Here is a 22652-nt window from a genome sequence, read left to right on the forward strand (position 1 = left end):
TATCCAGTTATCCAGTTATCCAGTTATCCAGTTATCCAGTTATCCAGTTATCCAGTTATCCAGTTATCCAGTTATCCAGTTATCCAGTTATCCAGTTATCCAGTTATCCAGCTCTTACTTCTTAAACTCCGCAACCCACATTGAGGTGGCACCGCAGACGGCGATTGGCATCACAAACAAGTTCAAAATTGGAATTGTGGTGAAAACAGAGACCAAAGCGCCAAAGCTATAGGCTTTGCCTTGTTTTTGTTTCAAATTGTTTCGCATGTCATTAAACGGCACTTTGTGATTATCAAATGGGTAGTCACAATATTGAATCGCCAAAATCCACGCCGTGAAGATAAACCATAGAAACGGACCAATGGTTTGACCTAACGCAGGGATGAGCAGTAGCAGAAAGAGACCGATGGCTTTAGGAATAACGTATACCAGTTTACGCCACTCACGGGCCATGATTCTTGGCGTGTCTTTAATGACTGCCATCATGCCATCTTCATTAACTTTCTGTTGGGTTAGATACTCTTCGACTTTTTCAGCCAGTAATCCATTGAATGGGGCAGCAATAAAGTTGGCCAAGGTACTGAAGAAGTATGAAAACGTTGCAAGGATTGTCAGGACTAACAGTGGCCAGAGTAGGTAACTGAGCCAAGACAAAAACTCAGGTAACTGTCCCATCAGTTGTCCAATCCAAGCATCTAGGTTGGAGAACAGGTAGTAGAGAGCTCCACCAACTAAGATAATGTTGGCCAGTAGCGGTAATATAACAAATTGGCGAATGCCCGGAGTGCGTGCCAGTTCTAAACCGTGGAAGAAGTAGCCAAAGCCAGAACGCTGTCTAATCTGTGTATTCATATTTTGCTTTTGTGGTGTAAAAACGAACGTTTTCTATCTTAACAAGAAAAAAGCGTGTTCAAAATCACAACATTTCAGGAACTTCTCACATTAAGTTGTTCTAAAACAGGGGCGAGTTTTGGTAGAGTAACTCAAAATTAGGTTTAAACAGATTCGATGTAACTCGCTTACTATCGAACAAATGAGAGCTAAAAATGCAGGAACTGCGATTTGTACTCATAATTGTTGGAGCTTTGGCGATTGCCGCTTTGCTGTTCCACGGTTTATGGACGAGTAAAAAAGAAGGGAAAGCCAAGTTTGGTAGTAAACCGATTGGCAAGCTGGATGTCGACAATGAAGACTCGGACCTAGTCCCTGAGCGCGCTTTTGCTCCAGAAGATGATTTCGAAATCATCAAGAAAGAGCGTAAAGAGCCTGGCTTTATAGACAGAGATGAAGTCATCGCAGATCCGCTCATCGATACTTACCAAGAAACATCACCAGAAGTGAATCCATCTACGACTGATAAAGATGACGTAGATTTGGATGTGCCTTCTTTCTCAAGTAAGTCATTGGATGAAGTTGAAGAGGTCGTCGAAGTCGCACGTGAAGAAGTGCTTGAACCTATTGCCGAGTCATCACCAGTGCAAGAGCCTGAAACACAGCCAGCGGAAGAAGAAGCGCCGTTAGAAGTTATTGTCCTCAATGTACATTGCTCCGGTGAAGAACCTTTTGTCGGTACTAAACTGTTCGACAGTATGCAGCAAAACGGCCTGATTTACGGTGAAATGGACATTTTCCACCGCCATGCTGATCTATCGGGCACAGGCAAAGTCCTATTTAGTGTTGCTAATATGATGCAGCCGGGGACATTAAAGCATGACGATCCTGCCGAGTTCTCTACTAAGGGGATCTCTTTCTTTATGACCATGCCTTGTTTCGGCGATGCAGAACAAAACTTCAAGCTGATGCTTAAGACGGCTCAGCAAATTGCTGATGACTTAGGTGCTAATGTTTTAGATGATGCGCGTAACTTAATGACGCCAAATCGACTAGACAGCTACCGAGCTCAGATTCAAGAGTTTAAGGCGGCGCAACAAGCCTAAACATTCCTATTCGTCAGAAAGGCTCCGTATGGAGCCTTTTTTCATTCATTCTCAGTTGCGAACGTTGCAAGGCGTGTTCATACTGCCTGCATTGGCCGCTAAGAACGAGCCGTTCTTAGCACCGTTAGAAGTAATAATTATAGAGTTAGCTATGTCCACAGAGATTCAAGAGAAGCTTAATCAATTGCGTCAAACGCTTCACTACCATGGAGTGAAGTACTACGTTGAGGATAATCCAGAAATACCGGATGCTGAATATGACAGGCTCATGCGTGAGCTTATGGAGCTTGAGTCTCAAAATCCAGAACTTGTCACCATAGACTCACCAAGCCAACGAGTCGGCGGAGCGCCATTAGACGGTTTTGACTCGGTCACGCATGAAATTCCAATGCTTTCATTAGATAATGCTTTTGATGATGGTGAGCTAGAAAGCTTCCATAAGCGTATGGGCGATCGTATTCCAAGTGCGAAGTTTGATGTTTTCTGCTGTGAACCAAAGCTAGATGGCCTTGCGGTTAGCCTGCTGTATGAAAACGGGGTTCTGGTCCAAGCTGCCACTCGTGGCGATGGTGCAACAGGTGAAAATATCACCGAGAACGTTCGTACTATCAAAGCCATTCCATTGAAGCTTCAAGGTGAAGGTTGGCCAGCGCGCATTGAAGTGCGTGGCGAAGTATTTATGCCTAAAGCGGGTTTTGACAAACTTAACGAGCAAGCACTAAAGAAAGGCGAAAAAGTATTCGTTAACCCGCGTAATGCAGCGGCAGGTAGTTTGCGTCAATTGGATTCACGTATAACAGCAACTCGCCCATTGAGCTTCTATGCCTACAGTGTCGGTGTGGTTGAGGGTGTTGAGCTCTCTTCGAGTCACTATCAACGATTCATCCAGCTGAAAGGCTGGGGATTGCCAATGTGCCCAGAGACAAAGCGTGTAAACAATCTCGATGAAGTGAAAGCTTATTATCAAGATATCCTTGAGCGCCGTGAGTCCTTAGCGTATGAAATCGATGGGGTAGTGATTAAAGTTGATGAGATCGCTCTTCAAGAACAACTAGGCTTTGTCGCTAGAGCGCCACGTTGGGCTATTGCTTACAAGTTCCCTGCGCAAGAAGAAATCACTACGCTAAATGATGTCGAGTTCCAAGTTGGACGTACAGGTGCTATCACGCCTGTTGCTAAGCTGGAGCCTGTATTTGTGGGTGGCGTCACCGTCAGTAATGCAACCCTTCACAATGCCGATGAAATTGAGCGTTTGGGCGTCATGGTTGGTGATACGGTTGTGATACGAAGAGCGGGTGACGTTATCCCTCAGATTGTTTCTGTGGTGACTGATCGTCGTCCAGAGAGCGCCCGTGAGATTGTTTTCCCTGAAAACTGCCCCGTGTGTAAATCACAAGTGGAACGAGTAGAAGGTGAAGCGGTTGCACGTTGTAGTGGGGGACTCGTTTGTCAGGCGCAACGTAAAGAAGCATTGAAGCATTTTGTATCACGTAAGGCGCTAGATGTTGATGGGCTAGGTGAGAAAGTGATTGAGCAGCTTGTTGATCGCGAAATGGTAGAAACACCTGCCGACCTGTTTAAACTATCTGCTGGTGTGATTACTGTGCTAGACCGAATGGGGCCAAAATCTGCGCAAAATGTGGTTGATGCTTTGAACAAAGCTAAGCAAACAACCTTAGCTAGGTTCTTATATTCATTAGGCATTCGTGAAGTAGGCGAAGCAACGGCGGCAAACCTTGCGCAACATTTTAAAACTTTAGACTTAGTTAAAGCTGCAAGCCATGAAAAGCTTGTCGAAGTTCAAGATATTGGTGATATAGTTGCGAGTCATATCACGGCATTTTTTGCTCAAGATAAAAACCAAAGTGTGATTGATGAACTGATTGAGCAAGGGGTGAGCTGGCCTGATATAGAAGAGAAAGATGAAGACGCTCCTCAACCGCTTGAAGGTAAAACTGTGGTCTTAACTGGCTCACTATCTCAGCTTACTCGCTCAGATGCAAAAGCGGCTCTGCAAGCGCTTGGGGCAAAAGTAACCGGAAGTGTTTCTAAGAAAACGGACATTCTTTTTGCAGGTGAAAATGCGGGATCTAAGCTCGCTAAAGCGCAAGAGTTGGGCATTGAAATTCGTACCGAAGAAGACCTTATTTCGTTAATGTGACCGACTAAATGCTACCTTAAAGCCACCACTTTTGGTGGCTTTTTTTTGTCATAAATAAAGTGCCTTTCTGAACCTCATAATACGCTCAGATCTTCTGTGATGAGGATCTTGTTAGATGTAATTATGTGAATCTTAAATAAAATTATGCGACGCACTTCAATGTGATTTAGAAGTTTTTTATCTTTAAGTGTTTGTTTTTATTGTTTTAAATATTTTTTGAACTTGTGTGGAGAGTGATTGTCGATCTGGATCACTGGAATTATAAAAATTTGTAGCGGGTCATATTTTTTTACATGAAAATTAAGTTCTGGTTGATGTTTTTTGTCGCGAAGTTAGTCTGAGACACATGGATACACGGTGTGTATGCAGGAATCGAAAACTAAGAATTAATGATTAATCCAAGGTTTTCACATAGGAAATGATTTCTCCCTTCGGCGGCCAACTTAAGGTGAGAAAAATAAAAAGACAGCTATATCCATTTTTAGGAGTTTTTTCCATGGACAAAATGTTTAAACGTACGCTTTTAGGTGCAGCAATTGCCACTGCTGCTATGTCTGGTTCAGCAAATGCAGCTATCGAGCTAGCAGGTAAAGCTGTACAGTTTTACGGTCAAGCAGCGGGTGCTTGGATCATCGCTGATAACAACGATGCAAACAGTGCTGGTGCTGATATCGAATCACGTATTGGTTTCCGCGGCGTAGTTGAGTTTGATGACTTTGCACCAAACTTCATCTGGCAGATGGAAGGTGGTAACGCAAACAATGGCGACAAGACTGGTGGTCTAGGTGCTCGTGATACTTATCTAGGTTTTGATTTTGAAGGCTTTGGTTCTATCAAGTACGGTCGTCAGTTAGTAGCAGCGTACAACTACGTTGACTGGCCTCACTCAAATCCTGGTCTAGGTAACGTATTTGACTGGAACAACGATATTGGTGTTTCTTACCAAGACCGTGCAGACAGTGTACTTCGTTATGATTCTGCAAACTGGGGTGGTTTCGGTGTTCAAGCAACTGTAAGTGGTATGGGGCAAGATACCGACCGTATGGTAGCAAGTTTTGCGGCTTCTTACTCAACTGATTTGTTTAGTATCCACGCTGGTTACTATGATCGTGGTCGTTATGACTCGAAAGAAGACGAGAAAGATAAATACATCATCGACGCGAACGGTAACGTGATTCTGAACCCAGACTATGTAGCAGGTGGTGCCACGGTAGTTAACTATGCTCACAATTACGCAATCGTCGGTGGTAGCTTATTCCTAGGTGATGTTACTCTTACTGCAGCGTACAAGGATATGAACACCGATACTGCTTCAGGCGACGATAGCCAACAAGCTTACTCAGCTACTGCACAGTACATCCTTAATGGTAAGTGGGTATTTAAAGCGGGTTACGCGGCTACAACTAAGTCTGACGTAGAAAAAGCGAAAGGTAATGATGATAGTGATGTCGCAATCACTGGTCGTCTAGGTTACATCCTACCAAGTGCATTCCTATACATGGATGTACGTGACTACGATATGGATGGCTCTGACACTAGCAAAGACAACACTCGTCTACTACTAGGTGCTGAATACTACTTCTAATCCGGTTAGGACAAACAATTTAATTTAGCCAAATAGAGCATTCTTTATTATAAAGAATGCTCTTTTCACTCAAGGAGAGCGATAAATGAAAGTAATGAAAACGTTGTTATTGGTTGGTGCTGTGATTACTTCATTTGCTCCAAAGGCTGAAGTTGAACTGGAATTCCACAGAGATATTTCTCCAATTTTGGTTGACGGAGATGAAATTGGATACAGCTTGTTTTCGCAGAAAAATTACACGATTCCAAATGGCGTTAACCAAGTTGTATTAAGAGTTTCAAAATTAGTCGAAAGACAAGGAGAAAGAGAGAAGTACAATTCGGATGCCTTTGTATTTACTTTTAGAGAATCAGATAAGCATTTAATTATCGAACCAGGGGTTAAAATAGTTCGAACAGAGCACGCAGAAAAATTTAATGAAGATCCCCAGTTTATTGTTAAAGATGAAAATGGACGTAAAGTAGATTTCGATTACGCAGTGTTACCAGCATCAGACGGTCTAACTCGGGATTACGAAAGAGAACTTGTTAAATTTAATGACAATAATTACCCAGATCTAAATGTTGTCACGGCAACGGCTATTACCACCGCTAAAAATACAACTAGCGAAAAATTAGCAGTATCTAATAATAAAGTTTCTCAACAGGAGAATATGTTTGGCTATTGGCTAGAACAAGCCACACCAGACGAAATTAATCGATTTACTGAGTTAGCATTTGCTGCTCGCAGTAAAACGGAGGTTTCAGTGCCCAATGACTCAAGCCAACCTGTTCAAATGTTGGGCTATTGGTATAACAAAGCAAGTGATGTCGAGCGTAAGAAGATCCTTGCTCACCTAGTTTCACTATAAACAATTCCATTGTGCAGCGTGCTACGATAGCACGCCGCATTTTCGTCGCTACATTGGTTTACCACCATTTAATCTACACATCATGCTTGGGATATAATCCATCGAGCCATCTTTAAATTTACAATCTACAAATGGTCCCATTTCTGTAGACCCAGTAGAACCTGCATAAGCTGAAAAAGAAAGTAATCCGGCAACTGCTAGCGCTAGTAAAGTTCTCATAACATTTCTCCTTGTGTCTTAAAATCTCCTAGTCAGAGATATTGACTAGTATGGCAATAGACCACGAAGGATCAAAAATAATTGCAAGAAATCAAATTTTTTAAAGTTTATTAAGTTGGAGGGGGAAAGAGGGGGCTATTTTTAAATGTATGAAAGCTTTGGTTATTATTTTGAGGGCTTGATGGTTCTGATAAGTGTATTTATGTATTTTGGCAACTAGTTAAATACTTAATTTCTCGAATTAAACTTAAAAAATAGAGTTCCTTTAACTAGTTACCGACTTAATTTTAATTAAAAACGAATAAAACGCGTCAATTGAAGTGATTAGTCTAATTATCTCGTGGTTTTATGGTTAAAATAATTCCGCTCACTTTGATAATTTCAACCTGTTGACCTGCACTAATCGCGCTTTCTGCCTGAGCACTCCATGTGGTGTCACCCACCTTTAAGCGTCCTTTCCCGGCTGGAAAGTCCTCATCAAGACGAATGATTTGACCGACTAACTGCTTACTTTTCTGATTAAGTTCACGGTTAGCATCGGATTGCCTATCTGATTTAAATTGTCTACGCCACCACAGCCAAGTGGTTACTAAAGCAAATGCTGCGAAAGCGACCCACTGTAGTTGCCAACTCATGGGAATAAATGTGAGTAAAATCCCCACGATTAAAGCTGATAACCCAAGCCATAAAAAATAGCCTGCGGTGCCGAGCAGCTCGATGGCAAGTAAAGCTAGCCCGAAGGCTAGCCAATGCCAATGATTGATACTATCTAGAAATTCAAACACATTAGCCTCTACTTAGTTGACTCTTTCGACTGCTTAAACATTTCGGCGATACCCGCGACTGAGCCCATTAGGCCAGACGCTTCAAGTGGAAGCATGATGATCTTACCATTCTCAGCTTGGCCGATTGACTTGAGTGCGTCGGTATAGCCTTGAGCAATAAAGTAATTAACGGCTTGCATATCACCTTTAGCGATCGCTTCTGAAACCATAGTCGTTGCGCGCGCTTCCGCTTCCGCCGCACGCTCCCGAGCCTCGGCTTGAAGAATAGCCGCTTGTTTATCACCTTCCGCTTTAAGAATCTCGGACTGTTTGTGACCTTCTGCTCGTAAAATCTCTGCTTGGCGAATACCTTCCGCTTCGAGTACTTCTGCGCGCTTGTTTCGTTCCGCTTTCATTTGAGCGTTCATTGCTGCGGTAAGATCTGATGGTGGCTGAACATCTTTGATTTCTATACGGGTAACTTTTACGCCCCAAGGGTTGGTCGCTTCATCAACAATTGAGAGCAGTTTGGTATTGATCATGTCGCGCTGACTGAGCATTTCATCCAGCTCCATTGAACCTAGCACAGTACGAATGTTCGTCAGTGTTAAGTTACGAATCGCGTGTTCTAAATCGTTAACCTCATAAGCCGCTTGTGCTGCATCAATCACTTGAACAAAACAGACCGCATCGATGGTGACATTCGCGTTGTCTTTAGAAATAACTTCCTGAGCAGGAATATCCAGTACTCTTTCCATCATATTGATTTTATGGCCAATACCATCAATAAATGGAATGATGATGTTTAAGCCTGGCTTTAGGGTGTGGGTATAGCGACCAAATCGCTCAACGGTCCAGTTGTTGCCTTGAGGGACGGTTTTTACACCGGCGATAATCAGCGTAATCACAACAACGAGAAACACGCCGATAGTAATCAATGAATCAATAGCCATATCTGAGTTCCTTATGAGAATAGTCTATTGATTGTTGCCTATAGAGTCGCTTGTGACAATGGCAGAAGTGAGAACTTTAGCGAAATTTGGGCGAAATTAAAGCCGGACAGTGCCGGCTTTAAGTCTATGATTTAGAATGAACTAATAAAGAATGGAGTAAAGTTGACGGCGGTATTTACCTGCGATTGGATTACCTTGCCCAAGCGCGGCAAGTATATCCATAAATGACTTTTTCATTTCGCCATCTAGCGCGTTCAAATCGGTACGTAAAGCGTTCCATAGAATCTCTAATGCTTCTTCGTCGCGATTGACTTGGTGGTAGTTAAGCGCCAGTTCGTTAGCCAGTTTTAGATCGCTCGGGTTTTGTGCCAATGCTTCTTCTAAAGACTGAATCTCAGGGCTGTTTGCTGCTTGCGCATGAAGCTCTAATTTAGCGACTAAGCCTTTGTAGTAATTATCTTGGTACTCAAGAGGAATATTTTCTAGCAGCAACTTAGCTTGGTCAAAATTCTGTGTTTCTAAATAGCAATCTGCCAGAGCAAGTTTTACATCGCCTTTTTGTTTCCATTCCTCGGCGATAGCTTCTAGAAGCGGGAGAGCTTGGGCATGTTGACCTGCTTGGATGAGCTCAAGTGCTTGCTTTAAATTTAGTTCGTCTTGGCTAGGGAGATGTTTTGCTAGCATCTGCTGAATAGCAGCAATTGTCTGTGGACCGCCAAGACCATCGACAGGCTGACCATTTACGAATAGGGCAATGGTAGGCAAGGCTTGAACACCAAACTGGCTTGCAATCGCTTGTTCCTGTTCGCAGTTCAAAAGAGCTAATGTGAAGGCTCCGTTATATTGCTGCGCTAGCATTTGCAGGTCAGGTATCACTTGCGCACTTTCTTCGCTCATTGGCGCCCAAAAGTGGATTAGCACTGGGGTCTGCATTGACCCTTCTAGCACTTGGCGGAAGTTTTGTTCGTTTAGCTCAACAATAAATGGAGACTGCATCTATGAATTCCTTGCGACTTATTCTATGGATCAAAGATATGGGCTAGTAGAGGAGAGTTCAAGGTAAGAGCTTGAATTTGAGATTATATTGTTGGCAGAAACAAAAACACCGCCTGCAGTGGCGGTGTTAATGTTCTCCCGAAAGGGTAAGCGAAGGTGTCTATAAAACGATAAACAACGTTAGCGCAACACCCACACTCAGCCAGTTTAACTGGTTTAAAGTCATATTATTATACCGAATGTAGCGCTTGAATTTTATAACTAGGGCTTGCCCTAAGGATTAATCTAACGTCTTATTGTTACGGAATAATTACAATCGTGTAGAAAACATCACGCTGCTTGGCGCAATATCTTATCCAGTACTCGTGTTGGCAGTAGGCGCTTTAAGACAGCAAACACTTTAGTTGGCGTGGTAATGCGGTATCGAATCTTAGGCTTTTTTGCTTCTAGCGCATGAATAAGGGGATCTATACACGACTCAGCTGGCAAAACAAACGCGTTGTTTGAGGTGTCGCTGTTCAGCCTTTCCATTTGCTGGCGGTACTGCTTTTCATGGGCACTGCCTTCAATTGTGATCCATTTCTTAAAGGCGATAAGGGCATTAGAACGAAACTCGGTTTCAATTGGCCCTGGTTCTATCAGGCTTATGTGGATATCGGTATCCATCAGTTCGAGTCTTAACGTATCACTCCAACCTTCAATCGCAAACTTAGAAGCATTGTAGGCACCGCGATATTTCATCGCTGCAAAGCCGAGCACGGAGCTGTTTTGTACGATTCGACCATAACCCTGTTTGCGCATGGTTGGAAGGAGTTCACATACCAATTGGTGCCAACCAAAAAAATTGGCTTCGAACTGTTCTCTTAAACCATCGGTAGGCAGGTCTTCTAACGCACCAGGTTGGCCATAAGCCCCATTATTAAACAGAGCATCAAGCTTGCCATTAGTGAGTGCTAATGTTTGCTCTACCCCTTTGGTAATGCTCTGGCTGTCTGCAAGATCAATCTGGATGCAGGTGAGACCTTCTGCTTGCAGTCTTTCAACGTCTTGTTGTTGGCGACAAGATGCAATGACTTGATAGCCTCGCTTATGTAGAGCGTGGGCACAGACATAGCCAATTCCAGTTGAACAGCCCGTAATTAATATCGATTTATCCATCGCGATCTAACCCGTTGATTCTTTTAATTGGAGTTAGGTTACTGGATTATTCATGGTGTTGTAACAAGTTTTTTAGTGCAGGTTCAAGGCGTGAGTAACTGAAGCGAAATCCGAGTTCAGTTAACTTCTTGGGTTTGGCTCTAATACTGTCGAACAGTAGTACTGAGCTTTCTCCCATCGCCACTGACATTACCCATTTAGGCGTGAAAAGAAGGTGTGGACGCTTGAGCGTTTTAGCTAATGTTTGGCTGAACTGCTTATTCGACACAGGGTGCGGCGCACAGAGATTAAACTCCCCGTGAGCATGGGGTGTTTCGAGCAAGTAGATAATACCGCGGACCATATCCAACATATGAATCCAAGGCATATATTGGCGACCATGCCCCAATGGTCCCCCTAGCCCTAAACGGTAAGGAGGAAGCATTTTTAATAGTGCTCCCCCTTGTGGAGCAAGCACCACACCAGTGCGCAAAATACAAACACGTGTCATCTCAGAACGGGCACGGTTGGCAATTTGTTCCCACTTACTGCATACGTGGTGTGGAAAACCCTGGCAATTTACATGCAGGCTTTCGTCAAAAGGGTGCTCTTGTTGATCGCCGTAATAGCCTACCGCAGAACCACTGATAAAAACTTCTGGTGGGGTAGTACTGGCATGAATAAGCTCAACTAAGGTTTCAGTCAGTTTCCAGCGACTGTCGCAGATGTTTTTTTTCTGCTTTTTAGTCCAACGCTTATTAGCGATCGGTTCTCCTGCGAGGTTGATGACGGAATCAAAATCGTTGAGGTGATGAAAATCATCCAGTGAAGAAATGTAAGTGACATTGCCCATATCTGTATGGCTAAGGACCATTTTGGCATGTCTTGGCTCACGAGTAAGCAAGACTACTTCATGAGTAGTTAAATGCTTTAGCAATTCTCGACCAATGAAGCCGGTTCCCCCAGTGAGCAATACCTTCATTCCTAATCCTCTTTTTTGTGCAGAGCAGACAAGTCCAATTTTAACCATAGTGAACTATTGTTACTAATTATAGTTACTTAGCAGCAAATGTGATCACTCGTGGCAATATCACAAAATTCACATTTTGTTACGTTTATCCTTATCGACGTTGCGGGTATCACATAAGAAAGCGAAATTGTTTGCCATGCTAGAGAAAAGATTAGCGATTAACTGACTTGCAAGGAGGTTCAGTGGAAGCAGCGACGGCGTTGTTTAAAGCGCTATTAGGAAGTTTACGGGATCTATTACCCATTATTGTTGTCATCGCTTTTTTTCAGCTTGTTGTATTGCAAGAGCCTCTCCCCAATTTATTGTCTATTTTGTTTGGTCTTGTATTAGTTGTCTTTGGCTTAACGTTTTTTATCTTTGGTCTAGAGATGGGCTTATTCCCTATTGGTGAAACCATGGCCCAAGCTTTTGCTCGTAAGGGAAGTGTGTTTTGGCTGCTCATATTTGCATTTTGTTTAGGCTTTGGTACCACCGTCGCAGAGCCCGCATTAACTGCTGTTGCTGATGAAGCGGCAGAAGTGGCTGCAGAAGGAGGGATGATTCTTCACAACGAGGAGTCTATGGAGGAGTACGCCAACGGATTGCGCTACACCGTCGCACTGTCGGTCGGGATCGCGATTTTACTCGGCGTGTTGCGCATTCTCAAAGGATGGCCCATCCAATATATGATTATTGGCGGGTATATCGGTGTGGTGGTTCTTACTATGTTTGCGCCACAGAGCATTATTGGTGTTGCTTATGATTCTGGTGGAGTGACGACCTCAACCATTACTGTGCCTCTAGTGACAGCGCTTGGTGTCGGCCTTGCTTCGGCAATTAAAGGGCGTAATCCAATGATAGATGGATTTGGGTTGATTGCTTTCGCTTCACTGTTACCCATGATGTTTGTGATGGTCTACGGAATGGTGGTGGCATGATCGAGTGGACTCATTTCTTAGATACCTTTATTGGTACGATTACCGATGTATTGCCGATCGCCACCATCATTTTTGGCTTTCAGTTTGCCGTTCTCAGGCGACCAGTGACTAATCTGCCAAAAGTCATTCTCGGCTTTTTTTACGTCATTCTTGGTCTATCACTGTTTTTACTTGGCCTCGATTTAGCCCTGTTTCCTCTTGGCGAAACCATGGCGCAGCAGCTTACCGCTCCAAGCTTTATTCAGCAGTTCAAGCTTTCTGCTGGAACCGTGTTCGAATGGATGGACTACTACTGGGTTTATCTGTTTGCCTTCTTCATTGGCTTTAGCACTACGATAGCTGAGCCCTCTTTGATAGCGGTTGCGATTAAAGCCAATCAGGTTTCTGGTGGGAGTATCAGTGTCAATGGATTAAGAATTGCAGTAGCGATTGGCGTTGCGGTGGGGATTTCTTTAGGCAGCTACCGGATAGTCGTTGGTGATCCCATCCATTACTACATTATCGTCGGTTACATCGTAGTAGTAATACAAACCTTTTATGCACCAAAGCTTATTATTCCCCTCGCTTACGACTCCGGCGGGGTGACGACTTCTACGGTCACGGTTCCGTTAGTCGCGGCGTTAGGTTTAGGGTTGGCCTCGACGGTTCCGGGGCGCAATCCAATGATAGATGGTTTTGGACTGATAGCGTTCGCTAGTTTATTTCCCATGATTTCGGTCATGGGGTATGCACAAATCACTCAGCGGTTAAACAAAGGTGCTGAGCGGGAGGATGAAGAAAATGCGCTTTAAATTGTTATTGGCTTTCGTTGAAGACAGTAAAACAGACGTGGTGCTTGATGCCGCTCGTAAGGCTGGAGCGACAGGCGCAACAGTGATCAATAACGCGAGAGGGGAGGGGCTGAATCAAAAGAAAACCTTTTTTGGTCTCACCCTAGATGTACAGAAAGACGTTTTGTTGTTTGTTGTTGAAGAACATTTATCCCGACATATTTTAGAGACGATTGGCGAAGTCGGAGAGTTTGACCAAGAGTCAGGCCAAGGGATTGCGGTTCAGATTGATATTGAAGATGCCGTTGGAGTCGCGCATCAAGTCGAGAAGTTAAGCAAAGTGGTAGAGGATGAGTTATGAGCACACACAAAAAGGTTCGAGTTCGGGATGTAATGACTAATAACTATGCGGTCATCGATGGCTTAACAACGGTAAAAGAAGGGATTCAGCTAGCTCGTAGCCACGAAGTTAAAGCGCTGGTGGTGAATAAGCGTAATGAAGATGATGAATACGGATTGGTATTGATGAATGACATCGCTAAAAAAGTGCTCGCGCAAAACCGTTCGCCAGATCGTACTAACATCTATGAGATTATGACTAAGCCCGCGTTATCGGTCGATCCTGATATGAATGTAAAATACTGCGCCCGTTTGTTTGAGCGCTTTGGTATTAGCCGAGCGCCAGTGATTGAAGCAGGTAAAATCATCGGAATGGTCAGTTACAACAACATCGTCATTAACGGCATGGTACATGATGACTAACAGCCGAAGAGTGCGTAGAATCTCCTCATTATTTTTGAGGAGATGATGTCGTGAAACTCTTTTTTGCCTCTGACTTGCATGGCTGTTTGCCTGCAACCCAGCAAGTTCTTGCTGAATATGAAAAATCTGGTGCTGAGACGTTAGTACTACTTGGGGACATATTAAACCATGGCCCACGTAATCCTGTCCCCGAAGGTTACAATCCTCCAGCGGTGAGTGAGCTGCTCAATCAATATGCTGACCAAATCATTGCGGTGCGTGGTAATTGTGACAGTGAAGTCGATCAGATGCTGCTCTCGTTTCCCATGATGATGGATTACGCTTGGGTGTTATTAGAATCCGGACAACGACTGTTTTTAACTCATGGTCATCTCTACAATTCCAATAAGCGTCCTGCGCTAAAGCAGGGAGATGTGTTGGCTCATGGGCATACTCATATTCCTGTCGCTCAGCGAGAGGGGGAGCAGTTTATATTTAACCCGGGCTCAATCACCTTTCCGCGCAATGGATTTTCTGCTAGTTACGGCTTGTTAGAAGGTAATGAACTTAGAGTCGTCACTTTCTCAGGTGAGGTACTGGCCTCGGTACTAATTAATTAAGTACTCAGCCAAAATGAAACAAAGGCAGCTCAGTGAGCTGCCTTTGTATTTAACTTCGCACTATTTCGAATCTGAATGACCTAAGTCTCTTTCTGGGTCGATGACATCGCGCACTTTTTGCTTCAGTACTTTAGCTTCTGGGAATCCGCCGTCGCGTTTGCGTTCCCATATAAGCTGACCATTACAATGAATCTCAAAACGACCCCCCGTGTCTGGGTGGAGTGAAATTGTCTCTATCTCTTCACTAAAAGTGTGCAGTAGCTCTTGAGATAGCCACGTTGAACGCAGCATCCAATTACATTGGCGGCAGTAGTAAATATCAATGATGGCTTTATCCATGAAAATTCCTTTAAAACAAAAGCTTGATACCAACGGCGAAGGTCAGTATTTCAAAGCATACCTTGATGAATTGGTTGCTGTAACGAGTGGTTAGGTAAGCCCCTAAACTACCGCCAATGAATGAGCCTAGTAGAAGAGCAGGTAACCAAGGCCAATATACGGGAGCGCCTGCCTGAACTATTGCAATACCGCCAATACCATTCCAAAACAGGCCGACACACAGCATGGTGAGCGCAACAGCCTGCTTATAGCTGTAACCGAACCAGCGGACTAGAAATAGTGTAACCAATAAGCCAGACCCCGCCGTCAGTGAGCCATTAATCACCCCGATTAGCATTAGGCCAAGTCCGCCAATCACCCAGCCTTTAGTGTCGCGATTTAACGGTAGCTCTTGTTGTCCAAGCTGCTTTTTAAAACGTGAATAGATACCAAGGCACAATATCATTCCACCAAGCAATTTCTCTGCAATATCACCGGGAATAAGCAAGACAATGTTAGCACCAATGATGACGCCGAAGCTTCCCACACCAATAAGATACAAAGCTACTTGGTAGCTGAAGCTTTTCTTTTTGATGTGGGTGTATGCAGCCCCGAGACCAAGGGCGACACTGGCGATCTTGTGGGTGGCTAAAGCGATAGAGAAAGGCAGACCAAAGAAAATCAGCAGTGGGAATTGCAGTAACCCGGCACCACCACCAGAGAGTGAGGCGAGTGTATTCGCAATAAGTGAGCCCAATAACAGGCCGAAGGTATTTATCCAATCCATATGAAAAAAGAAAAGGGGCATCATGCCCCTTTATTGAATTTAGTTAGAAAATAGAACGGTAGAGCCGTGACTTAGGCTCGTCAGTAGCAGTGTCTTTTCGTTAACAATATCGATACGACGGCTTTGCTGAGCATCCATCTTAAAGATCTGAGTAATCAAGTCTAACTGTTCTGCAGTGAAGTCTTTACTTTGCGCAGAAGAAACATCTTTAAACTCTGTCGGAGAGACTAGCAGGTAGTTATCACTGATGTCCCACTCGCCAGTCTCAGAGATGTTTATCACGCTCTCTGTCTTAGCATTGAAAGGATACAAACGCACTGTTGCTACACGGATGTAAGTGTTGTTTGGTAAGTACTTAACGTTCGACACCACATCGACTTTGCGAAGTGAGCCAACAGACTCTTCTTGAAGCGGCTCAGTGATAACCGTCACCATCTTAGACTGCCACTCTTTTGAAGTAAGAACCTGTTCAACTTTAAGGTCACTGCCCCAGTATAACCAAGCGCTAAATACAGCGGAGATAACAAGTAGGCTAGCTGCAATTTTTTGATTCATCGGTGTACTTCCTACTGGCAAACTTTACTGAGATCTTGTTGCTCTGCGAAGATACGCAACGTGATATTTTCACCTGAATTATCCAAAGAGTGGATGTAGTTCAGGATAAGTTGATTGTTCTGACCACCTGTTGCGATCACTTCCACTGGAGCCAGTGCTTCAACATGTGTTTCATTGTACTTCTTCACACACTGCTCGATGGACGGGTACCATTTGCTGAGATCTGGATGATTCATAGGTGCTTTGACAACAGTGTTATCGAACACAGCTAACTGTCTGAACTTAGACTCAGCTGGGTTAGTGAATAAGATGACACATAAAGGAATCAAGAACGCTACTACAACTAGTAGTTTAGATAGCAATGAGCTTGGCTTACGAACCGGATCTTGTGTTTCAGCTGTTTCATTAAAAGAGCTAACAGCTTTTGGAGCGACAGGTGTTTCAATTGTCTCTTCAACTTTGATTTGCTCGGAAACTTCAACGGCTTCAACCTCTGAGTTTTCTTCCTCAAGGGATTCACCACTCATTAGTGTGGTTGCGCGCTCTACAGAACAAATCAATTGATAACCACGTTTTGGCACCGTTTTTACGAACATCGGTGACTTTGTAGAGTCTTTGAGTAGTTTTCGCAGCGTAGAGATTGCTTGAGTCAAGCTTGAGTCATCAACTTCGAAGCCTTGTTTGCGCCAAACAAAGTCATGCAGATCGTTACGAGAGACAATCTCGCTTGGCTTCTCACACAACAACAGCAGGATACGGCTTTCGTTGCTACCTAAACGAATTAGCTCGTTGTTATTCTCTTTGTCGACGAGAGAGTTGGTGTTTGGGTCAAAGGTAAATCTATTATCAAGATTAAACTTAGTACCTATGTTACTCATTAATTGCGGCCACTATATTAGAGGTTTCAGACAGTTAAGTTGTTAAAGCGCTCAATACAACCAATTTCGGTGAAATCAGTTTATATTTTTTGATTTTTTGGCGTGGCAAAGGATAGTCAAAATAAAACAAAAAAAACACTGTTTTTATGATTCTTGACCTTGAATTTACATTTGTCACCCTCATGTTAATTGGCAGATTTAGGCCAAATAGACATCATTATTATGAATGTATTGGCTTGATAAGTATAGAACTTATGGAGTTATCATGAGCGATACAGCAACTCAAAACAAAGAAACTCGTGGCTTTCAGTCTGAAGTAAAACAATTACTTCACCTTATGATTCACTCTCTTTACTCAAACAAAGAGATTTTCCTTCGTGAGCTAATTTCAAATGCGTCTGACGCTTCTGACAAACTGCGCTTTCAAGCTTTGTCAAATTCAGAACTGTACCAAGGTGATGCAGACCTTGGTGTGAAGCTTTCTTTCGACGAATCAGCGAATACTCTGACAATCTCTGACAACGGTATTGGTATGAGCCGTGAGGATGTGATTGAGCATTTAGGTACTATCGCAAAATCAGGTACGGCTGAGTTCTTCTCAAAATTGTCTGAAGATCAATCGAAAGACTCGCAACTCATTGGTCAATTTGGTGTTGGTTTTTACTCAGCATTCATTGTGGCTGACGCAGTCACGGTTCGTACGCGTGCAGCAGGCTTAGATGCTCAAGAGGGCGTTCAATGGCACTCAGCGGGCGAAGGTGAGTACACCATCGAAACTATCTCTAAGGAGAGCCGCGGTACAGACATCATTCTTCACATGCGTGAAGAGGGCAAAGAGTTCTTAAACGAGTGGCGCTTGCGTGAAGTAATCAGCAAATATTCTGATCACATCGGTATTCCTGTGGCGATTCAGACCGCTGAGCGTGATGAAGAAGGCAAAGAAACCGGTGAGAAAAAGTGGGAGCAGATCAACAAAGCTCAGGCACTTTGGACGCGTAATAAGTCTGATATCTCTGAAGAAGAGTACCAAGAGTTTTACAAGCATGTTTCTCATGACTTCGCTGATCCATTGGTATGGAGCCATAACCGCGTAGAAGGTAAGAACGACTACACAAGCTTGCTGTACATCCCAGCGAAAGCACCTTGGGATATGATGAACCGCGACCACAAATCTGGTCTTAAACTGTATGTGCAGCGCGTATTCATTATGGATGATGCTGAACAGTTCATGCCTTCATACTTACGTTTTGTTCGCGGTCTAATAGATTCAAACGATCTACCACTCAACGTATCGCGCGAAATTCTGCAAGACAACAAAGTTACCCAATCGCTACGTAATGCTTGTACTAAGCGTGTGCTTACTATGCTTGAGCGCATGGCGAAAAACGATGAAGAGAAATACCAATCGTTTTGGAAAGAGTTTGGTCTGGTGCTAAAAGAAGGCCCAGCAGAAGACATGAGCAACAAAGAGAAAGTCGCAGCATTACTTCGTTTTGCGTCTACTGAAGTTGATTCTGCCGAGCAAACTGTTGGTCTTGCGTCTTATGTAGAACGCATGAAAGAAGATCAAGACAAGATTTACTACCTGACTGCAGACAGCTACGCAGCAGCCAAGAACAGCCCTCATTTAGAGCAATTTAAAGCGAAAGGCATCGAAGTCATTCTGATGTTTGACCGCATCGATGAGTGGCTGATGAACTACCTGACTGAGTTTGATGGTAAGCAGTTTCAGTCAATCACTAAAGCGGGTCTTGATCTGAGCAAGTTTGAAGACGAAGCAGAGAAAGAAAAGCAGAAAGAGACCGAAGAAGAGTTTAAGTCTGTCGTTGAGCGCACTAAAGAGTACTTAGGTGAGCGAGTGAAAGAGGTTCGTACTACTTTCAAGCTAGCCAATACTCCAGCGGTAGTGGTGACGGATGACTTCGAGATGGGCACACAAATGGCTAAGCTACTTGAAGCCGCAGGTCAGGCAGCACCTGAAGTGAAGTACATCTTTGAAATTAACCCAGAGCATGCACTTGTTAAGCGCATGGCCGACGAAGCCGACGAAGAAGCGTTTGGTCGTTGGGTAGAACTACTGTTAGGTCAAGCGATGTTAGCTGAACGCGGTTCGATGGAAGATCCATCGCAGTTCTTAGGTGCAATCAACACGCTTTTGACTAAGGGCTAATAGCCTAAAAACACCAAAAAGCTCGCATCTTGCGGGCTTTTTGATTTATTTGCGTTAATCATGAATAAAACCGCGAGAAGTTGCAGACTTGTGTGAGTGTTTAAGCATTCTTTAGTCGTAATTCGCGCTTTGGTTTTAAATTGTATGATAGAATGCAACCTTGAAACCCAATGAGCAGGCGTGTAATGTGCACGCCTGCTTTATTGTTAACTGTAGAACAGTTATACCGAAACTTACCGTGAGCGCTAGATGTGTTCATTTGGTCACCCCATAGTGAGCTTCGGTATAAATCATTATTATCTTAAGAGGATTCAACATGCGCATCATTCTTCTAGGTGCTCCAGGTGCAGGTAAAGGCACACAAGCTAATTTCATCATGGAAAAATACGGTGTTCCGCAAATCTCTACTGGTGACATGCTACGTGCTGCTATCAAAGCAGGTACAGAGCTTGGTAAACAAGCTAAAGCTGTTATTGACGCTGGTCAGCTAGTTTCTGATGAAATCATCCTTGGTCTAATCAAAGAGCGTATCGCTCAAGATGACTGCGAAAAAGGTTTCCTACTAGATGGTTTCCCTCGCACTATTCCTCAGGCAGATGGTCTGAAAGAAATGGGTGTTGACGTAGACTACGTAATCGAATTTGATGTTGCTGACGACGTAATCGTTGAGCGTATGGCTGGTCGTCGTGCTCACCTACCTTCTGGTCGTACTTACCACGTTGTTTACAACCCGCCTAAAGTTGAAGGCAAAGACGACGTAACTGGTGAAGATCTAGTTGTTCGTGATGACGACAAAGAAGAGACAGTACGCGCTCGTCTAGGTGTATACCATGAGCAAACTGCACCGCTTATCTCTTACTACGGTAAAGAAGCTGAAGCAGGTAATACTAAGTACCTTAAGTTCGACGGTACTAAGCAAGTTGCTGAAGTTAGTGCAGATATCGAGAAAGCACTAGCATAAATCGCTAACCGCGAATTTTGAAAATTTGCTATAGTGAAGCGATCCGTTTTAGGATCGCTTTTTTTATGCTCTTAGTTTGATCCATTTCTGAGATAGGTACGTAAAGAGCCTTTTTAGTGTCGATAGGAAGCTATGCAAAATAACAAAAAACAAGGTGTACTCCTGGTTAACTTAGGTACGCCCGATGAGGCCACCGCCCCTGCGGTTAAGCGCTTTTTAAGTCAGTTTCTGCATGACAAGCGTGTCGTCGATATGACGCGTTGGTTGTGGTGTCCAATCTTGCATGGTGTGATTTTGCCAATTCGCGCACCCAAAGTAGCGAAGCTGTATAAAACCGTGTGGATGGAAGAGGGCTCTCCACTTCTGGTTTACTCCAAGAAGCAAGCTGAAAAACTTCGCCAGCAGCTTGATATGCCGGTTGAGTTGGGGATGACTTATGGCAACCCTAGCCTGAAAGTTGGTATAGAGGCTTTACTAGACCAAGGTGTTGAAGACATCATGGTTTTGCCTTTATACCCTCAGTATTCAGGAACGACGTCGGCAGCGGTATCTGATGGTTTGACTAAGGCATTCAAGCAGATTCCTGTAATGCCTAGTTTTCAGTTTATTCGTGATTACCACAAGCACCCTTTGTATATCAAAGCACTGGCTGAGAGTGTTAAGCGTTCTTGGCAAGAGAACGGTCAAGGTGATTACCTGCTTTGCTCATACCATGGTATTCCGAAACGCTTTGCCGACAATGGCGATATTTATCCGCAACATTGTGAGCGAACGACTGCGCTTCTTGGCGAGGAACTTGGTTTGTCACCTGACAAAATTGGCATGACATATCAATCGCGTTTTGGTCGCGAGGAATGGTTGCAGCCTTATACAGACAAAACATTAGAAACCTTACCAGCCAAAGGGATCAAAAAGCTCGACATTATGGCGCCAGCCTTCTCTGCAGACTGTCTTGAAACATTAGAAGAGATTTCAGAGCAGTGTTGTGAGCTGTTTATGGAGCATGGTGGGGAGAAGTTCACTTACGTCCCATGTCTTAATGACGATGAGCTGCATATTCAAATGATGGTGGACTTGATATCGAGCCGTTAAAGGCATGACTGGTCATTTCGAAAGGTCGCAAAAGCGGCCTTTTTTATTGCTCGACCCTGCATCTGTAACGTCAAACACACATAGACCCCCGTTAAAACTGTCTGATTAAGTTATTCGTCTGATCGATATTTTGGTGATCAGGATCAGATTATTATTATCGAAAATTAATAAAAAGCTAAAAGCTGTGTGATCTCGATACTGTTAATCTGGTTAATAGGGAGTCTCTAGGTGATAGGGATCACCAATCTCTATTTTATTAATTTTTTTGTTTTTGTAAGAGCATGAAAGTTAAGAATTAAATTACTTTTCTCTTTTTTACGTTGAAGTCCGTCGCACAAAAAATGGATTAATTTTTTATCGTGAATTAAATCCGACATTATGACTGCCAAGCCAGGGAGGCAAACCTATTTAGCGGTTAACGGTGAAGAACTACCAAGATACAGCCGCAACACATTTTAGTAATTAAAGGCAGACTATAATGAAAAAACTACTAACTCTTAGCGCAATCACGCTTGCTTTCGCATCTACTGCATACGCAGGTTCTTCTTACGTAACAGGTAACGTTCAGTTCCACAGTGAAAACAAAAACCCTAACGCGACTTCTACACTAGAAGCTGGCCACACATTTGATACTGGTACAACACTACTAACTGAGTTTGATGGTATTTCTCTAGGTAGCTACGAAGGTGAATTTAAAGAAGCACAAGGTACAACGCCTTACATCACGCTAGGTATCGAGCAGAGCTACTCAATCAACGATAACCTATGGGTAGCAGCTGGTTACCACCACCTACTGAACAACGGTGAAACGGTACAAAATCGTCCACTAGTGAAAATTGGCTATAACTTCGACAACGGCCTTGCAATCAGCAACCGTACTCGTTACCACAACGTTAAGAATAGCGACAATGACCAACTGCGTTTTGACAACCGTATCGGTTACGCAGTGGCAGATATGCCTCTAGCTCTAGCGTACAACAACGTTTACGTACGTAACGACAAAGCTGAAAATACAATGGACCATGAGTTCCGTGCTACTTGGACTCGCGAAGGCGTTCAACCATACTTCGAGTTGCGTAGCCAAGGCCACGGTGCGAAGAACCTAGACGGTTCTGATAAGAAAGAGAACACTGCATTTGTATTCGGTGCTTCTTACGGCTTCTAAGCCAACCTAAATTTACTGTCCTAACACTAAGGCCCAGTTGTTACTG

At 43.7% G+C, this 22652-nt stretch carries 24 protein-coding genes; 13 read left to right on the forward strand and 11 right to left on the reverse strand.

Features of this window, described 5'->3' with window-relative positions:
* Positions 1–114: 114 nt before the first annotated feature.
* The gene (gene cysZ / locus AC5O63_RS21410; protein ID WP_494506190.1) at positions 115–852 is read right to left on the reverse strand and encodes a sulfate transporter CysZ; all 738 of its coding nucleotides are present in this window, start codon (positions 850–852) and stop codon (positions 115–117) included.
* A 194-nt stretch (positions 853–1046) separates the two neighbouring features.
* Between cysZ and zipA the strand changes: the two genes are divergently transcribed.
* The 4 genes from zipA (at position 1047) to AC5O63_RS21430 (ending at position 6533) form a co-directional block, all read left to right on the forward strand.
* Entirely contained in the window at positions 1047–1937 is an 891-nt protein-coding gene (zipA, locus tag AC5O63_RS21415; protein WP_494506191.1) for a cell division protein ZipA, read from the forward strand.
* Between the two features lie 151 nt (positions 1938–2088).
* Positions 2089–4098: an NAD-dependent DNA ligase LigA gene (gene ligA, locus AC5O63_RS21420; RefSeq protein WP_494506192.1), complete on the forward strand. Its 2010-nt coding sequence runs from the start codon at positions 2089–2091 to the stop codon at positions 4096–4098.
* A gap of 496 nt (positions 4099–4594) precedes the next feature.
* Positions 4595–5683, forward strand: a complete 1089-nt coding sequence (locus AC5O63_RS21425; RefSeq protein WP_494506193.1) for a porin — start codon at positions 4595–4597, stop codon at positions 5681–5683.
* A gap of 85 nt (positions 5684–5768) precedes the next feature.
* Positions 5769–6533 carry a YccT family protein gene (locus AC5O63_RS21430; protein WP_494506194.1) on the forward strand — a complete coding sequence of 255 codons (765 nt, stop codon included), beginning with the start codon at positions 5769–5771 and terminating at the stop codon, positions 6531–6533.
* 48 nt (positions 6534–6581) lie between these two features.
* On the opposite strand, the gene AC5O63_RS21435 is transcribed toward AC5O63_RS21430, so the two are convergent.
* The 6 genes from AC5O63_RS21435 to AC5O63_RS21460 all read right to left on the reverse strand — a co-directional run bounded on the left by AC5O63_RS21435 (position 6582) and on the right by AC5O63_RS21460 (position 11584).
* Positions 6582–6752 (reverse strand): hypothetical protein, encoded by a 171-nt coding sequence (locus tag AC5O63_RS21435; protein ID WP_494506195.1) that lies wholly within the window; start codon positions 6750–6752, stop codon positions 6582–6584.
* A 329-nt stretch (positions 6753–7081) separates the two neighbouring features.
* Positions 7082–7537, reverse strand: a complete 456-nt coding sequence (locus AC5O63_RS21440; protein ID WP_494506196.1) for an NfeD family protein — start codon at positions 7535–7537, stop codon at positions 7082–7084.
* 8 nt (positions 7538–7545) lie between these two features.
* Positions 7546–8469: an SPFH domain-containing protein gene (locus AC5O63_RS21445; RefSeq protein WP_494506197.1), complete on the reverse strand. Its 924-nt coding sequence runs from the start codon at positions 8467–8469 to the stop codon at positions 7546–7548.
* A 141-nt stretch (positions 8470–8610) separates the two neighbouring features.
* Positions 8611–9465 (reverse strand): co-chaperone YbbN, encoded by an 855-nt coding sequence (locus AC5O63_RS21450; RefSeq protein ID WP_494506198.1) that lies wholly within the window; start codon positions 9463–9465, stop codon positions 8611–8613.
* A 330-nt stretch (positions 9466–9795) separates the two neighbouring features.
* Positions 9796–10623 carry an SDR family oxidoreductase gene (locus AC5O63_RS21455; RefSeq protein WP_494506199.1) on the reverse strand — a complete coding sequence of 276 codons (828 nt, stop codon included), beginning with the start codon at positions 10621–10623 and terminating at the stop codon, positions 9796–9798.
* A 46-nt stretch (positions 10624–10669) separates the two neighbouring features.
* Positions 10670–11584, reverse strand: a complete 915-nt coding sequence (locus AC5O63_RS21460; RefSeq protein WP_494506200.1) for a TIGR01777 family oxidoreductase — start codon at positions 11582–11584, stop codon at positions 10670–10672.
* Positions 11585–11814: 230 nt separating this feature from the next.
* Here AC5O63_RS21460 and AC5O63_RS21465 point away from each other — a divergent pair, with 230 nt between their 5' ends.
* The 5 genes from AC5O63_RS21465 to yfcE are packed head-to-tail and all read left to right on the forward strand — an operon-like array spanning position 11815 to position 14680.
* Positions 11815–12549, forward strand: coding sequence for a DUF1538 family protein (locus AC5O63_RS21465; protein ID WP_171325291.1), 735 nt, complete (start codon positions 11815–11817; stop codon positions 12547–12549).
* A complete protein-coding gene (locus AC5O63_RS21470; protein WP_486795395.1) occupies positions 12546–13340 on the forward strand; it encodes a DUF1538 domain-containing protein in 795 nt (264 codons plus the stop codon). The genes AC5O63_RS21465 and AC5O63_RS21470 overlap by 4 nt, the downstream gene beginning before the upstream one ends.
* Positions 13330–13680 (forward strand): P-II family nitrogen regulator, encoded by a 351-nt coding sequence (locus tag AC5O63_RS21475; protein ID WP_494506201.1) that lies wholly within the window; start codon positions 13330–13332, stop codon positions 13678–13680. The genes AC5O63_RS21470 and AC5O63_RS21475 overlap by 11 nt, the downstream gene beginning before the upstream one ends.
* Positions 13677–14081, forward strand: a complete 405-nt coding sequence (locus AC5O63_RS21480) for a CBS domain-containing protein (protein WP_239825264.1) — start codon at positions 13677–13679, stop codon at positions 14079–14081. Before AC5O63_RS21475 ends, AC5O63_RS21480 begins: the two co-directional genes overlap by 4 nt.
* 50 nt (positions 14082–14131) lie before the next feature.
* Positions 14132–14680: a phosphodiesterase gene (gene yfcE, locus AC5O63_RS21485; RefSeq protein ID WP_494506202.1), complete on the forward strand. Its 549-nt coding sequence runs from the start codon at positions 14132–14134 to the stop codon at positions 14678–14680.
* Positions 14681–14740: 60 nt separating this feature from the next.
* On the opposite strand, the gene AC5O63_RS21490 is transcribed toward yfcE, so the two are convergent.
* Genes AC5O63_RS21490 through AC5O63_RS21505 form a run of 4 tightly spaced genes read right to left on the reverse strand, consistent with a single transcriptional unit; the run spans position 14741 to position 17218 of the window.
* On the reverse strand, positions 14741–15019 hold the full coding sequence (locus tag AC5O63_RS21490; protein WP_494506203.1) for an Rdx family protein: 279 nt from the start codon (positions 15017–15019) through the stop codon (positions 14741–14743).
* Between the two features lie 10 nt (positions 15020–15029).
* Positions 15030–15785 carry a sulfite exporter TauE/SafE family protein gene (locus tag AC5O63_RS21495; protein ID WP_494506221.1) on the reverse strand — a complete coding sequence of 252 codons (756 nt, stop codon included), beginning with the start codon at positions 15783–15785 and terminating at the stop codon, positions 15030–15032.
* 39 nt (positions 15786–15824) lie between these two features.
* Positions 15825–16340: a regulatory protein ToxS gene (locus AC5O63_RS21500; RefSeq protein WP_069666989.1), complete on the reverse strand. Its 516-nt coding sequence runs from the start codon at positions 16338–16340 to the stop codon at positions 15825–15827.
* Between the two features lie 11 nt (positions 16341–16351).
* Positions 16352–17218 carry a winged helix-turn-helix domain-containing protein gene (locus AC5O63_RS21505; protein ID WP_494506204.1) on the reverse strand — a complete coding sequence of 289 codons (867 nt, stop codon included), beginning with the start codon at positions 17216–17218 and terminating at the stop codon, positions 16352–16354.
* Between the two features lie 265 nt (positions 17219–17483).
* Here AC5O63_RS21505 and htpG point away from each other — a divergent pair, with 265 nt between their 5' ends.
* The 4 genes from htpG (at position 17484) to AC5O63_RS21525 (ending at position 22606) form a co-directional block, all read left to right on the forward strand.
* The gene (htpG, locus tag AC5O63_RS21510) at positions 17484–19388 is read left to right on the forward strand and encodes a molecular chaperone HtpG (protein WP_171325277.1); all 1905 of its coding nucleotides are present in this window, start codon (positions 17484–17486) and stop codon (positions 19386–19388) included.
* A gap of 316 nt (positions 19389–19704) precedes the next feature.
* Positions 19705–20349: an adenylate kinase gene (gene adk, locus AC5O63_RS21515; RefSeq protein ID WP_004748977.1), complete on the forward strand. Its 645-nt coding sequence runs from the start codon at positions 19705–19707 to the stop codon at positions 20347–20349.
* Between the two features lie 132 nt (positions 20350–20481).
* Entirely contained in the window at positions 20482–21441 is a 960-nt protein-coding gene (gene hemH / locus AC5O63_RS21520; protein ID WP_494506205.1) for a ferrochelatase, read from the forward strand.
* Positions 21442–21919: 478 nt separating this feature from the next.
* Positions 21920–22606 carry an oligogalacturonate-specific porin KdgM family protein gene (locus tag AC5O63_RS21525; protein WP_494506206.1) on the forward strand — a complete coding sequence of 229 codons (687 nt, stop codon included), beginning with the start codon at positions 21920–21922 and terminating at the stop codon, positions 22604–22606.
* The last annotated feature ends 46 nt before the right edge of the window (positions 22607–22652 follow it).

It is taken from the genome of Vibrio sp. SCP2 (assembly GCF_059295395.1).